This is a genomic window from Agromyces archimandritae (assembly GCF_018024495.1).
Lineage (GTDB): Bacteria > Actinomycetota > Actinomycetes > Actinomycetales > Microbacteriaceae > Agromyces > Agromyces archimandritae.
Map to the genome: position 1 here is coordinate 975,103 of NZ_CP071696.1, position 12,776 is coordinate 987,878.

General features: G+C 68.2%; 22 protein-coding genes. All 22 read right to left on the reverse strand.

Features of this window, described 5'->3' with window-relative positions:
• Positions 1 to 29: 29 nt before the first annotated feature.
• On the reverse strand, positions 30 to 410 hold the full coding sequence (gene rpsM / locus G127AT_RS04430; protein WP_210900369.1) for a 30S ribosomal protein S13: 381 nt from the start codon (positions 408 to 410) through the stop codon (positions 30 to 32).
• 250 nt (positions 411 to 660) lie between these two features.
• Positions 661 to 774 carry a 50S ribosomal protein L36 gene (gene rpmJ / locus G127AT_RS04435; protein ID WP_017793389.1) on the reverse strand — a complete coding sequence of 38 codons (114 nt, stop codon included), beginning with the start codon at positions 772 to 774 and terminating at the stop codon, positions 661 to 663.
• A gap of 85 nt (positions 775 to 859) precedes the next feature.
• A complete protein-coding gene (infA, locus tag G127AT_RS04440; RefSeq protein WP_011186713.1) occupies positions 860 to 1,081 on the reverse strand; it encodes a translation initiation factor IF-1 in 222 nt (73 codons plus the stop codon).
• A gap of 195 nt (positions 1,082 to 1,276) precedes the next feature.
• On the reverse strand, positions 1,277 to 2,953 hold the full coding sequence (ptsP, locus tag G127AT_RS04445) for a phosphoenolpyruvate--protein phosphotransferase (protein ID WP_210900372.1): 1,677 nt from the start codon (positions 2,951 to 2,953) through the stop codon (positions 1,277 to 1,279).
• Between the two features lie 126 nt (positions 2,954 to 3,079).
• Positions 3,080 to 3,697 carry an adenylate kinase gene (locus G127AT_RS04450; protein WP_210900375.1) on the reverse strand — a complete coding sequence of 206 codons (618 nt, stop codon included), beginning with the start codon at positions 3,695 to 3,697 and terminating at the stop codon, positions 3,080 to 3,082.
• Positions 3,694 to 5,022, reverse strand: a complete 1,329-nt coding sequence (secY, locus tag G127AT_RS04455; protein WP_210900377.1) for a preprotein translocase subunit SecY — start codon at positions 5,020 to 5,022, stop codon at positions 3,694 to 3,696. Before secY ends, G127AT_RS04450 begins: the two co-directional genes overlap by 4 nt.
• A 136-nt stretch (positions 5,023 to 5,158) precedes the next feature.
• Positions 5,159 to 5,806 carry a 50S ribosomal protein L15 gene (gene rplO / locus G127AT_RS04460; RefSeq protein WP_210900380.1) on the reverse strand — a complete coding sequence of 216 codons (648 nt, stop codon included), beginning with the start codon at positions 5,804 to 5,806 and terminating at the stop codon, positions 5,159 to 5,161.
• Entirely contained in the window at positions 5,806 to 5,991 is a 186-nt protein-coding gene (gene rpmD, locus G127AT_RS04465; RefSeq protein WP_210900383.1) for a 50S ribosomal protein L30, read from the reverse strand. Before rpmD ends, rplO begins: the two co-directional genes overlap by 1 nt.
• Entirely contained in the window at positions 5,991 to 6,695 is a 705-nt protein-coding gene (gene rpsE / locus G127AT_RS04470) for a 30S ribosomal protein S5 (RefSeq protein WP_210900386.1), read from the reverse strand. Before rpsE ends, rpmD begins: the two co-directional genes overlap by 1 nt.
• Entirely contained in the window at positions 6,692 to 7,051 is a 360-nt protein-coding gene (rplR, locus tag G127AT_RS04475; RefSeq protein WP_210900389.1) for a 50S ribosomal protein L18, read from the reverse strand. The genes rpsE and rplR overlap by 4 nt, the downstream gene beginning before the upstream one ends.
• A gap of 2 nt (positions 7,052 to 7,053) precedes the next feature.
• Positions 7,054 to 7,590: a 50S ribosomal protein L6 gene (rplF, locus tag G127AT_RS04480; protein ID WP_210900392.1), complete on the reverse strand. Its 537-nt coding sequence runs from the start codon at positions 7,588 to 7,590 to the stop codon at positions 7,054 to 7,056.
• 4 nt (positions 7,591 to 7,594) lie between these two features.
• Complete coding sequence (rpsH, locus tag G127AT_RS04485) at positions 7,595 to 7,993, reverse strand: 30S ribosomal protein S8 (protein ID WP_210900395.1); 399 nt, start codon at positions 7,991 to 7,993, stop codon at positions 7,595 to 7,597.
• A 92-nt stretch (positions 7,994 to 8,085) separates the two neighbouring features.
• A complete protein-coding gene (gene rplE, locus G127AT_RS04490; protein WP_210900398.1) occupies positions 8,086 to 8,673 on the reverse strand; it encodes a 50S ribosomal protein L5 in 588 nt (195 codons plus the stop codon).
• Positions 8,673 to 9,032 carry a 50S ribosomal protein L24 gene (gene rplX / locus G127AT_RS04495; protein ID WP_210900401.1) on the reverse strand — a complete coding sequence of 120 codons (360 nt, stop codon included), beginning with the start codon at positions 9,030 to 9,032 and terminating at the stop codon, positions 8,673 to 8,675. Before rplX ends, rplE begins: the two co-directional genes overlap by 1 nt.
• A 3-nt stretch (positions 9,033 to 9,035) precedes the next feature.
• The gene (gene rplN / locus G127AT_RS04500; RefSeq protein WP_210900404.1) at positions 9,036 to 9,404 is read right to left on the reverse strand and encodes a 50S ribosomal protein L14; all 369 of its coding nucleotides are present in this window, start codon (positions 9,402 to 9,404) and stop codon (positions 9,036 to 9,038) included.
• Positions 9,405 to 9,438: 34 nt separating this feature from the next.
• A complete protein-coding gene (gene rpsQ / locus G127AT_RS04505; RefSeq protein WP_210900407.1) occupies positions 9,439 to 9,741 on the reverse strand; it encodes a 30S ribosomal protein S17 in 303 nt (100 codons plus the stop codon).
• 2 nt (positions 9,742 to 9,743) lie between these two features.
• Positions 9,744 to 10,070, reverse strand: a complete 327-nt coding sequence (gene rpmC, locus G127AT_RS04510; protein ID WP_210900410.1) for a 50S ribosomal protein L29 — start codon at positions 10,068 to 10,070, stop codon at positions 9,744 to 9,746.
• Positions 10,070 to 10,489, reverse strand: a complete 420-nt coding sequence (gene rplP, locus G127AT_RS04515; protein WP_210900412.1) for a 50S ribosomal protein L16 — start codon at positions 10,487 to 10,489, stop codon at positions 10,070 to 10,072. The genes rpmC and rplP overlap by 1 nt, the downstream gene beginning before the upstream one ends.
• 2 nt (positions 10,490 to 10,491) lie before the next feature.
• Positions 10,492 to 11,247 carry a 30S ribosomal protein S3 gene (gene rpsC / locus G127AT_RS04520; RefSeq protein WP_210900415.1) on the reverse strand — a complete coding sequence of 252 codons (756 nt, stop codon included), beginning with the start codon at positions 11,245 to 11,247 and terminating at the stop codon, positions 10,492 to 10,494.
• A complete protein-coding gene (gene rplV, locus G127AT_RS04525; protein WP_210900418.1) occupies positions 11,247 to 11,612 on the reverse strand; it encodes a 50S ribosomal protein L22 in 366 nt (121 codons plus the stop codon). The genes rpsC and rplV overlap by 1 nt, the downstream gene beginning before the upstream one ends.
• A 26-nt stretch (positions 11,613 to 11,638) precedes the next feature.
• The gene (rpsS, locus tag G127AT_RS04530) at positions 11,639 to 11,920 is read right to left on the reverse strand and encodes a 30S ribosomal protein S19 (RefSeq protein WP_210900421.1); all 282 of its coding nucleotides are present in this window, start codon (positions 11,918 to 11,920) and stop codon (positions 11,639 to 11,641) included.
• Positions 11,921 to 11,932: 12 nt separating this feature from the next.
• Entirely contained in the window at positions 11,933 to 12,772 is an 840-nt protein-coding gene (gene rplB / locus G127AT_RS04535; protein ID WP_210900424.1) for a 50S ribosomal protein L2, read from the reverse strand.
• Positions 12,773 to 12,776 lie beyond the last annotated feature (4 nt).

Sequence of the window (12,776 nt, forward strand, 5' to 3'; positions counted from 1 at the left end):
GAAATCTCCTGAATCTGGCGAACGAGCGGTTACTTGCGGCCGGGCTTCTTCTTGCCGGCGACGGTGCGCTTCGGGCCCTTGCGGGTGCGAGCGTTGGTCTTGGTGCGCTGACCACGGACGGGCAGGCCGCGGCGGTGGCGGATGCCCTCGTAGGAGCCGATCTCGACCTTGCGGCGGATGTCGGCGGCGACCTCGCGGCGGAGGTCGCCCTCGACCTTGAAGGTTCCCTCGATGTAGTCGCGGAGGGCGACGAGCTGGTCGTCGGTGAGGTCCTTGACGCGGATGTTCCCGTCGATGCCGGTCTCCGCGAGGGTCTGCAGCGCGCGGGTGCGTCCGACGCCGTAGATGTAGGTCAGTGCGATCTCCACGCGCTTCTCGCGCGGGATGTCGACTCCTGCCAGACGTGCCATGTTGGCTTCTCCTGTGAGTGAGTGGAGGTGTGGAACAACGCCGGTGCCCGGGCCTCCTCCCGAGGTGTCCGTATCGCCGATCGAGGAGCCGCGAAGCGACTGTCGACTCGCTGATCGAGGAGCCGCGAAGCGACTGTCGACTCGCTGATCGAGTAGCCGCGAAGCGGCGTATCGAGATCCGATACTTCTGGCGTTGCCGATTTTCGTATTCAGTTGTGCGCGGACCGCGGGCGGATGCCGCGGGGCCCGTTCAGCCCTGACGCTGCTTGTGGCGCGGGTTCTCGCAGATCACCATGACGTTGCCGTGGCGACGGATGACCTTGCACTTGTCGCAGATCTTCTTGACGGAGGGCTTGACCTTCATTGTTCTGTTTCCTATCGCTGTCTTCGTACCCCGGATCGCGCACGCCTGCTGCGTGCGGCCGGTGGCCGTTACTTTCCGGTACCGCCTACTTGTAGCGGTAGACGATGCGTCCGCGGGTCAGGTCGTACGGGCTCAGCTCCACGATCACGCGGTCCTCGGGGAGGATGCGGATGTAGTGCTGGCGCATCTTGCCCGAGATGTGGGCGAGAACCTTGTGCCCGTTGGTGAGCTCGACCCGGAACATCGCGTTCGGGAGAGCCTCGATGACCGAGCCTTCGATCTCGATGACGCCGTCTTTCTTGGCCATAGCCTCACTATCGCTTGAGTTGGGATACCGGTCGTGCGAAGGTATTCCGTGACCCGTTCCGCCGTGAACCCGCCGCGAGCGACGGCACGCCGAATGAGTGCACAGAACACCAAGGGTCAATATTAGGGGATCATCCCCCGAAACGCCAATCCGCTGCGTGTCACGTCCGGCCGCGGCGGATCCGCACGGCGTGTCTCAGGCGCCGGTGGATGCCCCGCGCACCCCCTCCGCGGCCTTCGACGCCGCGGCCCGCGCGGTCGCGCCGTCTTCGGCGGCGAGGGCGGCCTCCGCCAGCGTGCGGGCATCCTCCGCCCGGAATCGCGCAAGCGATGCGCGCACATCGGCCAGCGCGGCCGGAGACATCGACAGGCTCGTCGCGCCGAGCCCGACGAGTACGACCGCGAGCAGCGGATCGGCGGCCGCCTCGCCGCAGATGCCGACGTGCTTGCCGCGGGTACGCCCGGCATCGCCGACCGAACGGACGAGCTCGAGCACGGCCGGATCCCACGGATCCTGCAGCTCCGCGACGCCGCCGAGCAGCCGGTCGGCGGCCATCGTGTACTGGGTGAGGTCGTTCGTGCCGATCGACGCGAAGTCGGCCGCGTCGAGCACATGGCCGGCGAGCAGCGCCGCGGCCGGCACTTCGACCATGACGCCCGCCGAGGAGAGCCCGGCCTTCCGGGCGGCCTCGACGAAGCGGCGTGCCTCGTCGGCCGTGGCGACCATGGGCGCCATCACCTCGACGCAGGCATCCGTCTCCTTCGCCGCACCGGCGATCGCCCCGAGTTGATCGGCGAGCACTTCGGGCGCGGCGAACAGCGCGCGGATCCCCCGGCGCCCGAGCGCCGGGTTGGGCTCCTCGTCGTGGTTCAGGAACGCGAGCGGTTTGTCGGCACCCGCGTCGAGCACGCGCACGACGACGCGCTCGCCCGGGAACGCCTGGAACAGGCGCCGGTACTCGGCCTGCTGCGCCTCGACGCTCGGAGCCTCTGCGGCATCGAGGAAGAGGAATTCGGTGCGGAACAATCCCACGCCTTCGGCCCCCTGCCGAACGGCCTCCGCGGCACCGTCCGGGGAGCCGAGGTTCGCCAGGAGCGGCACCGCGGTGCCGTCGGCGAGGGCTCCCGGCCGCAGCGGGGCACCGGCCTCGGCGCGAAGCTCTTCGCCGCGCCGGGCGGCCTCCGCGAGCGCGTCGCCGTCGGGGTCGACGGTCACTGCGCCGGCCGCGGCATCCACGATGACCTGCACGCCGTCCTCCAGACCGTCGGCACCGGTGGCGCCGACGACGGCGACGAGCGACTTCTCGCGCGCGAGGATCGCCGTGTGCGAGGTCGGGCCGCCTTCGGCCGTCACCAGTGCGACGACCCGATCAAGGTCGAGGAGCGCCGTGTCGGCCGGGGCGAGATCGTGCGCCACGAGGACGAAGGGGTGGCCCGGGTCCGGGATGCCGGGGGCCGGCACCCCGCGGAGCCGTGCGACGACCCGCTGGGCGATGTCGTCGAGGTCTGCGGCGCGCTCCCCCAGATACCCGCCCATACCGGCCAGCACATCCCGGAACGAGGCGAAGGCCTCCCACACACCCCGTTCGGCGGTCTTCCCGGCCGCGAGCCGTGTGTCGAGCTCTTCGACGAGGCTCGGGTCGGCGGCCATCATCGACTGCGCCTCGAGCACGTCCTTCGCGCTGCCGCCGGCCGCGTCCCCTCGGGCCTTCAGCTCGGCCGACACCGCGTCGAGCGCCGCCGTCGCGCGTTTCCGCTCCGCGTCCTCGCCGAGCTTCGACGGGTCGTCCGGCGGTTCCGGCAGCGCTTCGTTCATCCGTGCGACGGGGCCGACGGCGATCCCCCGGCCGATGCCCGTGCCCGTGATCCGCATGCCGTCTCCCCTCGCTCCGGCCGTCCGGCGCCCCCGCGCATCCGGCCCGTACGCCCTACGATAGCGCCGACCGCGTGGGGGCGGCAGGGCATCCGGTCTCGCGGCGAGCGCCCGCGGGTGAGCGGCCTACTCGGCCGGCGCAGCAGCCGGAACGAGGCCGCGCTCGGCCAGCGCCGCGAAGATCCGTGCGGTGACCTCGTCGAGCGTGCCGAGACCGTCGATCTCGAGGACCAGTCCGCGCTCGCGGTACACGCCGAGGATCGGCGCGGTCTCCTTCTCGTAGATCGCCAGGCGGTTCTCGATGACCTCTTCGGTGTCGTCGGAGCGGCCCTGGTCGACCGCGCGCTTGCGGAGGCGGGCGATGCTCTCTTCGCGGGGCACGCTCAGTTCGATGACGGCGTCCAGGGCCTCGGAGCGCGAGACGAGGAACGCGTCGAGGTCTGCGACCTGCCCCAGGTTGCGGGGGTAGCCGTCGAGGAGGAAGCCGGGCGCGGCGTCCGCCTGCTCGAGGCGGTCGCGCACGAGCGCGCTCGTGAGCTCGTCCGGCACGAGGTCGCCTGCCTCGACGATCGACTTGACCTGCTTGCCCAGTTCGGTGTCGCCGGCGATGTTCGCCCGGAACACGTCGCCGGTCGAAACGGCCGGGACCCCGAACGCCTGTGCGACGACGACACCCTGGGTTCCCTTGCCCGAGCCCTGCGGTCCGACGATGAGGAAGCGGGCGGATTCGGGCTGAGCGGTCATCTGAGGAGTCCTTCGTAGTGTCGCTGCTGGAGTTGGGCGTCGATCTGCTTCACCGTCTCGAGGCCGACGCCGACGATGATGAGCAGGGAAGCGCCGCCGAACGGGAAGTTCTGGTTCGCGCCCACGAGCGCGAAGGCGATCAGCGGGATGAGCGCCACGAGACCGAGATAGATCGAGCCGGGCAGGGTCACGCGCGTCAGCACGTAGTCGAGGTACTCGGCGGTCGGGCGGCCGGCACGGATGCCGGGGATGAATCCGCCGTACTTCTTCATGTTGTCGGCGACCTCTTCGGGGTTGAAGGTGATCGCGACGTAGAAGTACGTGAAGCCGACGATGAGGAGGAAGTACAGGAGCATGTACAGCGGGTGATCGCCCTGCACCAGGTAGCTCTGGATCCACACCACCCAGCCGGCGGGCTCCTCGCCCGCGGCCGGCTGGTTGAACTGGGCGATGAGCGCCGGCAGGTACAGCAGCGAGGAGGCGAAGATGATCGGCACGACGCCGGCCATGTTCACCTTGATCGGGATGTAGGTGTTGTTGCCGCCGTACGTGCGGCGGCCGACCATGCGCTTGGCGTACTGCACCGGCACGCGCCGCTGCGACTGCTCGACGAAGACGACCGCGAGCATGACGATCAGGCCGATCGCGAGGACGATGAGGAAGGTGTCGAGCCCGCGGGTCTGGAAGATCGCCCACAGCGACGCCGGGAAGGTCGCGGCGATCGAGGTGAAGATGAGCAGCGACATGCCGTTGCCGATGCCGCGCTCGGTGATGAGCTCGCCCATCCACATGATGACGCCCGTACCGGCGGTCATCGTGATGACCATGAGCATCATGCCGTACCAGGTGCTGCCCTGTGCGGTGATGAGGTCGCCGCACGCACCGGCGCTGTTGCCGAACAGCGCGCCCGAGCGCGCGACGGTGATGAGCGTCGTGGACTGCAGGACGCCGAGGGCGATCGTGAGGTAGCGGGTGTACTGGGTGAGCTTGGCCTGGCCCGACTGGCCCTCTTTGTAGAGGGTCTCGAACCTGGGGATGACGACCCGGAGGAGCTGGACGATGATCGACGCCGTGATGTACGGCATGATGCCGAGGGCGAAGATCGACAGCTGCAGGAGCGCACCGCCCGAGAAGACGTTCACGAGCTCGTAGAGGCCCGAGGCGGCCCCCTGCGTCGCCGCGAGACACGCCTGCACGTTGCCGAAGTCCACGAACGGCGCCGGGATGAACGAGCCGAGCCGGAACAGCGCGACGATGCCGAGCGTGAACCCGATCTTGCGCCGCAGGTCCGGTGTGCGGAAGATCCGCCCGATGGCGTTGAACACTCGTCCTCCTGTTGCTCCGGGTGGAGCGTCCATCGCTCCTGTGGAGTCAGCCCTTAAGCGGCTCGAGCCTGTCGAGACCCTCGTGAATCATACGCGAGGACCCGACAGGCTCGAAAACCGTGTCGTCGCTGTCAGCCTACTTGACGGAACCGCCGGCGGCCACGATCTTCTGCTCCGCGGAGCCGGAGACCTTGTCGACCTCGACGTTCAGCTTGACCTGGACATCGCCGTTGCCGAGCACCTTGACGCGCTCGTTCTTGCGGACGACGCCCTTCTCGATGAGGTCGGCGACGGTGACGTCGCCGCCCTTCGGGTAGAGCTCGGCGAGCTTGTCCAGGTTCACGACCTGGTACTCGACGCGGAACGGGTTCTTGAACCCGCGCAGCTTCGGCGCACGCATGTGGTACGGAAGCTGGCCGCCCTCGAAGCCGGGGCGCACCGTGTTGCGGGCCTTCGTGCCCTTGGTGCCGCGACCGGCGGTCTTGCCCTTCGAACCCTCACCGCGACCGACGCGGGTCTTGTCCTTCTTGGCGCCGGGCGCCGGGCGAAGGTGGTGGACCTTCAGGACCTGCTCGCGCGCGGGCACGGCGTCCTTCTTGGCCGGGGCCTTCTTCGCGGCCGTCTTCTCCGCGGGCTTCGCCTCGTCGGCCTTGGCCGCGGACTTCGCGGGGGCCTTCTTGGCGGGAGCCTTCTCCGACTTCTCGGCGGCGGGCTTGGCGGCGGCCTTCTTGGCGGGAGCCTTCTTGGTCTCCTCCACGGCCGCTTCCTTCTTCTCGTCAGCCATTAGTCAATCTCCTCAACCTTCACGAGGTGGGCGACGGTGTTGACGTATCCGCGGTTCTGCGGCGTGTCCTCGCGGACCACCGAGTCGCCGATGCGCTTGAGCCCGAGGCTGCGCAGCGTGTCGCGCTGATACTGCTTCTCGCTCACCTTGGACTTGATCTGGGTCACCTTGAGCTGCTTGGCCATCAGGCACCTGCCTTCGCTGCTGCGGCGGCCTCGGCCGCCTTCGCCTCGGCACGCAGGATGCGGGCCGGAGCGACCTCGTCGTAGTCGAGACCACGACGGGCTGCAACGGCGCGCGGCTCTTCGAGCTGCTTGAGCGCCTCGACGGTCGCGTGCACGATGTTGATGGTGTTCGACGAACCGAGCGACTTGCTCAGCACGTCGTGGACGCCCGCGCACTCGAGGACGGCGCGCACCGGGCCGCCGGCGATGACACCGGTACCGGGAGCGGCCGGACGCAGCAGCACGACGCCGGCAGCGGCCTCGCCCTGCACCGGGTGCGGGATGCTCGAGCCGACGCGAGGCACGCGGAAGAAGTTCTTCTTCGCCTCCTCGACGCCCTTCGAGATCGCGGTCGGGACCTCGCGGGCCTTGCCGTAGCCGACGCCCACGACGCCGTTGCCGTCGCCCACGACGACGAGCGCCGTGAAGCTGAAGCGACGGCCGCCCTTGACGACCTTCGACACGCGGTTGATGGTGACGACGCGCTCGAGGAACTGGCTCTTGTCGGCGTCGCGATCGCGGCGGTCGCGGCCCTGGCCACGACCCTGGCCGCCGCCGCGGCGCTCTCCGCGCTGCGGCTGCTCGTTCTGGGGAGCCTCCGTCTTGGCGGCGGTCTCCACGGGTGCCTCTGCAGCCACCTCGTTCTCCTTCTTGTTGTCGGTCACAGGTTCAGCCCCGCTTCCCGCGCGCCATCGGCGATCGCGGCGACCCGGCCGGCGTACTTGTTGCCGCCGCGGTCGAAGACGACCTTCTCGACGCCGGCGCTCTTCGCGCGCTCGGCAACGAGCTCGCCGACCTTCTTGGCCTTGGCGGTCTTGTCTCCCTCGAGGGCGCGGAGGTCGGCCTCCATCGTCGACGCGGAAGCGACCGTGCGGCCCTTCGAGTCGTCGACGACCTGCACGAAGACGTGCCGGGCCGAACGGGTCACGACGAGACGCGGAGTGGACTCCGTGCCGACGATCTTCTTGCGAAGGCGGGCGTGGCGACGCGAACGCGCTGCCGACTTGCTCTTCACGGCCATGATTACTTACCAGCCTTTCCGGCCTTGCGGCGTACGACCTCACCGGCGTAGCGGATGCCCTTGCCCTTGTAGGGCTCCGGCTTCTTGATCTTGCGGATGTTCGCAGCGGCTTCGCCGACGGCCTGCTTGTCGATGCCGGAGACGGTGACCTTGTTGTTGCCCTCGACCGCGAGCGTGATGCCGGCGGGCGCTTCGACCGTCACGGGGTGCGAGAACCCGAGGGCGAACTCGATGTTGCCGCCCTTCTGGGAGACGCGGTACCCGGTACCGACGATCTCGAGGGACTTGGAGTAGCCCTGGGTCACGCCGACGATCTGGTTGGAGATGAGGGTGCGGGTCAGACCGTGCAGCGAGCGCGACTCGCGCTCGTCGTCCGGGCGGGTGACGAGAACCTGGTTCTCCTCGACCTTGACCTCGATGGGGGCGGCGACGGTGAGCGAGAGCTCGCCCTTCGGGCCCTTGACGTTGACCGCGCGGCCGTCGAGCTTGACCTCGACGCCGGCGGGGATGTCGATGGGGAGTCGTCCGATTCGTGACATGGAACTACCACACGTAGGCGAGGACTTCCCCACCCACGCCCTTCTTCTCGGCCTGGCGGTCGGTCAGCAGACCGCTGGAAGTGGACAGGATCGCGACGCCGAGGCCGCCGAGCACCTTGGGCAGCTCCGTCGACTTCGCGTAGACGCGGAGACCGGGCTTGGAGACCCGCTTGATGCCCGCGATCGAGCGCTCGCGGTTCGGGCCGAACTTGAGCGTGAGCGTGAGCGTGGTGCCGACGCGCGCGTCGGTGACCTCGAAGCCCTGGATGTATCCCTCGTTCTTCAGGATCTCCGCGATGTGCGACTTGAGCTTCGAGTTCGGCATCGACACCGTGTCGTGGTGCGCGGAGTTGGCGTTCCGCAGCCGGGTCAGCATGTCTGCGACCGGATCGGTCATCGTCATGACGTGTGTTTCCTCTTCATTCACCAGGTTTCGACGCCCGGTGCACGGACGCCGACCTGTGGTGGTGGCCGGAGCGGTTGCTCCGGCCGGGTTCAGTTGGCGGGCTGGTTCGACGTGAACGGGAAGCCGAGCGCCTTGAGCAGCGCACGACCCTCGTCGTCGGTCTGGGCGGTGGTCACCACGGTGATGTCCATGCCGCGGACGCGGTCGATCCGGTCCTGGTCGATCTCGTGGAACACGGACTGCTCCGTGAGACCGAAGGTGTAGTTGCCGTGGCCGTCGAACTGGGCGTCCGAGAGGCCGCGGAAGTCGCGGATGCGGGGAAGCGCGAGCGAGAGCAGCCGGTCGAGGAACTCCCACATGCGGTCGCCGCGGAGCGTCGTGTGGGCGCCGATGGGCTGGCCCTCACGGAGCTTGAACTGGGCGATCGACTTGCGGGCCTTGGTGACCTGCGGCTTCTGGCCGGTGATCTTCGTGAGGTCCGCGATGGCGCCGTCGATGACCTTGCCGTCGCGCGCGGCTTCGCCGACGCCCATGTTCACGACGATCTTCACGAGGCCGGGCACCTGGTGCACGTTGGTGTAGCCGTGCGCCTCGGTGAGGCTCTTCGTGATCTCGCTCCGGTACTTGGTCTTCAGACGCGGCTGGATTTTGCCAGCCTGCGTAGCCGTATCGGTCATTACAGGTCCTTACCTGACTTCTTGGCGTAACGGATGCGGACCGTCTTGGAGACGCCGTCCTTCGTCACGGTTTCGGTGCGGAAGCCGACGCGGGTCGGCTTCTTCGTCTCGGGGTCGACGATCGCGACGTTCGAGACGTGGATCGGGGCCTCGTGCGTCTCGATGCCGCCGGTCTTCGAGCCGCGGTCGGTCTGGCCGACGCGGACGTGCTTCGTGATGAAGTTCACGCCCTCGACGACGACGCGGTTCTCACCGGGGAGCACCTCGATGACCTTGCCCTGCTTGCCGCGGTCTCCGCCGCGGGCCTGGCTGCGGCCGGAGATGACCTGCACGAGGTCGCCCTTCTTGATGTTCGCCATGATTTAGATGACCTCCGGCGCCAGCGAGACGATCTTCATGAACTTCTTGTCGCGCAGCTCCCGGCCGACCGGCCCGAAGATGCGGGTGCCACGGGGGTCACCGTCGTTCTTGAGGATCACCGCGGCGTTCTCGTCGAACTTGATGTACGAGCCGTCGGCGCGGCGCGTCTGCTTCACGGTGCGGACGATGACGGCCTTGACCACATCGCCCTTCTTCACGTTGCCGCCCGGGATCGCGTCCTTGACCGTCGCGACGATGGTGTCGCCGAGGCCCGCGTAGCGGCGGTTGGAGCCGCCGAGCACACGGATGGTGAGCAGCTCCTTGGCCCCCGTGTTGTCGGCGACCTTGAGCCTGGATTCCTGCTGAATCACTGGTTACTCCTTCTCGAAAGCAAGCCGGGCGGGCTTACTTCGCCTTCTCGACGATTTCGACGAGACGCCAGCGCTTCGTGGCGCTCAGCGGACGGGTCTCGCTGATGACGACCAGGTCGCCGATGCCAGCGGTGTTCTGCTCGTCGTGCGCCTTCACCTTGGAGGAGCGGCGCATGACCTTGCCGTACAGCGGGTGCTTCACGCGGTCTTCGACCTCGACGACGATGGTCTTGTCCATCTTGTCGCTCGTGACGTAGCCGCGGCGCGTCTTGCGGTAGGGGCGGGGCGAGGCCGTCTCGTCGGCGACCTCGGCCGGAGCCTTCTTGGTCTCAGCCATGATCAGGCCTCCTTCGTCTCATCGGCCTCGGCCGGGGCTTCCGCCTCGTCCTTGGCCTTCTTCTTGGTCTTCTTCTCCGCCTTGACGGGCACCTCGACCGGAGCGGGCGTGGCACGGATGCCGAGCTCGCGCTCACGGATCACCGTGTAGATACGAGCGATGTCCTTCTTGACGGCGCGGAGGCGCCCGTGGCTCTCGAGCTGACCGGTGGCGGCCTGGAAGCGCAGGTTGAACAGCTCTTCCTTGGCCTTCTTCAGCTCGTCGACGAGTCGCTCGTCCTCGAAAGTGTCGAGCTCTGCGGAACCGAGCTCCTTGGATCCGACGGCCATTATGCGTCGCCCTCCTCGCGCTTGATGATGCGTGCCTTGAGGGGCAGCTTGTGGATGGCTCGGGTCATCGCCTCACGAGCGAGTTCCTCGGAAACACCCGAGACCTCGAAGAGGACGCGACCCGGCTTGACGTTGGCGACCCACCACTCGGGCGAACCCTTACCGGAACCCATGCGGGTTTCGGCGGGCTTCTTGGTCAGCGGGCGGTCGGGGTAGATGTTGATCCACACCTTGCCGCCGCGCTTGATGTGACGGGTCATCGCGATACGAGCGGACTCGATCTGACGGTTCGTCACATAGGCGGGGGTCAGGGCCTGGATGCCGTACTCACCGAAGGTGACCTTCGTGCCGCCCGTGGCCTGGCCGGAACGGCCGGGGTGGTGCTGCTTGCGGTACTTGACTCGACGGGGAATCAACATGGTTATGCCTCAACTCCTGCTGCCGCCGGCTCGCTCGCCTTGGGGGCGCGGTCGCGGCGGGGACGGTCGCGGTCGCCGCGGGACGGCTTCTGGGCCGCCTGCTCGCGCGCGAGCTCCTTGTTGGTGATGTCGCCCTTGTAGATCCAGACCTTCACGCCGATGCGGCCGAAGGTGGTCTTGGCCTCGTAGAAGCCGTAGTCGATGTTCGCGCGGAGGGTGTGCAGGGGCACGCGGCCTTCGCGGTAGAACTCGGAGCGGCTCATCTCGGCGCCGCCGAGGCGGCCGGAGACCTGGATGCGGACGCCCTTGGCGCCGGCGCGCTGCGCGCCCTGCAGGCCCTTGCGCATCGCGCGGCGGAAGGCCACGCGGGCGGAGAGCTGCTCGGCGATGCCCTGCGCGACGAGCTGGGCGTCGGCCTCGGGGTTCTTGACCTCGAGGATGTTCAGCTGGATCTGCTTGCCGGTGAGCTTCTCGAGGTCGGCGCGGATGCGCTCGGCCTCGGCGCCGCGGCGGCCGATCACGATGCCCGGGCGGGCCGTGTGGATGTCCACGCGGACGCGGTCGCGGGTGCGCTCGATCTCGATGCGGCTGACGCCGGCGCGGTCGAGCGACGTCTGCAGCAGACGACGGATCTTGACATCCTCGGCGAGGTAGTCGGCGTAGCGCTGTCCGGGCTTCGTCGAGTCTGAGAACCACCGCGACACGTGGTCGGTGGTGATGCCGAGACGGAAGCCGTACGGGTTGACCTTCTGACCCATTACTTCGTACCCTCCTCGGGCGTCGCGAGCACAACGGTGATGTGGCTCGTTCGCTTGTTGATGCGGAAGGCACGGCCCTGCGCACGCGGACGGAAACGCTTGAGGGTGGTGCCCTCATCGACGAATGCGCGCGTGATGTACAGGTCCTGCTCGTCCAGGTAGGTGTTCGAGGCATCGGCCTTGACGCGAGCGTTCGCGATGGCCGAGGCGACGAGCTTGTAGACCGGCTCGCTCGCACCCTGCGGCGCGAACTTCAGGATGGCCAGGGCCTCCTGTGCCTGCTTGCCGCGGATCAGGTCGACGACGCGGCGAGCCTTCATGGGGGTGACGCGGATGTGTCGCACGCGGGCGATCGACTCCACCATTTCTCTCCTCCTTCACACCACCGCGGTCAGCGGCGGCGGCCCTTCTTGTCGTCCTTCACGTGTCCACGGAAGGTGCGGGTGGGCGCGAACTCTCCGAGCTTGTGGCCCACCATGGATTCGGTGACGAACACCGGGATGTGCTTGCGGCCGTCGTGCACGGCGATCGTGTGGCCGAGCATGGCCGGGACGATCATCGAGCGGCGCGACCACGTCTTGATGACGTTCTTCGTGCCCGCTTCGTTCTGGCCGGAGACCTTGCGAAGCAGGTGCTCGTCGACGAAGGGGCCCTTCTTGAGACTGCGAGGCATCTTCTCTTACTCCTACTTGCGCTTCTTGCCGGCGGTGCGACGACGGACGATGAGCTTGTCGCTTTCCTTGTTGGGGCGACGGGTGCGGCCCTCGGGCTGGCCCCAGGGGCTCACCGGGTGACGGCCACCGGAGGTCTTGCCCTCACCACCACCGTGCGGGTGGTCGATCGGGTTCATCGCGACACCGCGGACGGTCGGGCGCACGCCCTTCCAGCGCTTGCGGCCCGCCTTGCCCCAGTTGATGTTCGACTGCTCGGCGTTGCCGACCTCGCCGATCGTCGCGCGGCAGCGCGCGTCGACGTTGCGGATCTCGCCGGAGGGCAGGCGCAGCTGGGCGTAGGGGCCGTCCTTCGCCACGAGGCGCACCGAGGCGCCGGCCGAGCGGGCCATCTTCGCGCCGCCGCCGGGGCGGAGCTCGATGGCGTGGATGACCGTACCGGTCGGGATGTTGCGCAGCGGCAGGTTGTTGCCGGGCTTGATGTCGGCGCCGGCGCCGGACTCGATGCGGTCGCCCTGCTTGAGCTTCTCGGGGGCGATGATGTAGCGCTTCGTGCCGTCCGCGAAGTGCAGGAGCGCGATGCGCGCCGTGCGGTTCGGGTCGTACTCGATGTGCGCGACCTTGGCGGGCACGCCGTCCTTGTCATTGCGACGGAAGTCGATGACGCGGTACTGGCGCTTGTGGCCGCCGCCGACGTGGCGGGTGGTGATGCGGCCCTGGTTGTTGCGGCCGCCGCTCTTGGAGAGGGGGCGCAGCAGGGACTTCTCGGGGGTCGACCGCGTGATCTCGGCGAAGTCGGCGACCGAGGAACCGCGACGACCGGGGGTCGTGGGCTTGTACTTGCGAATAGCCATTTCT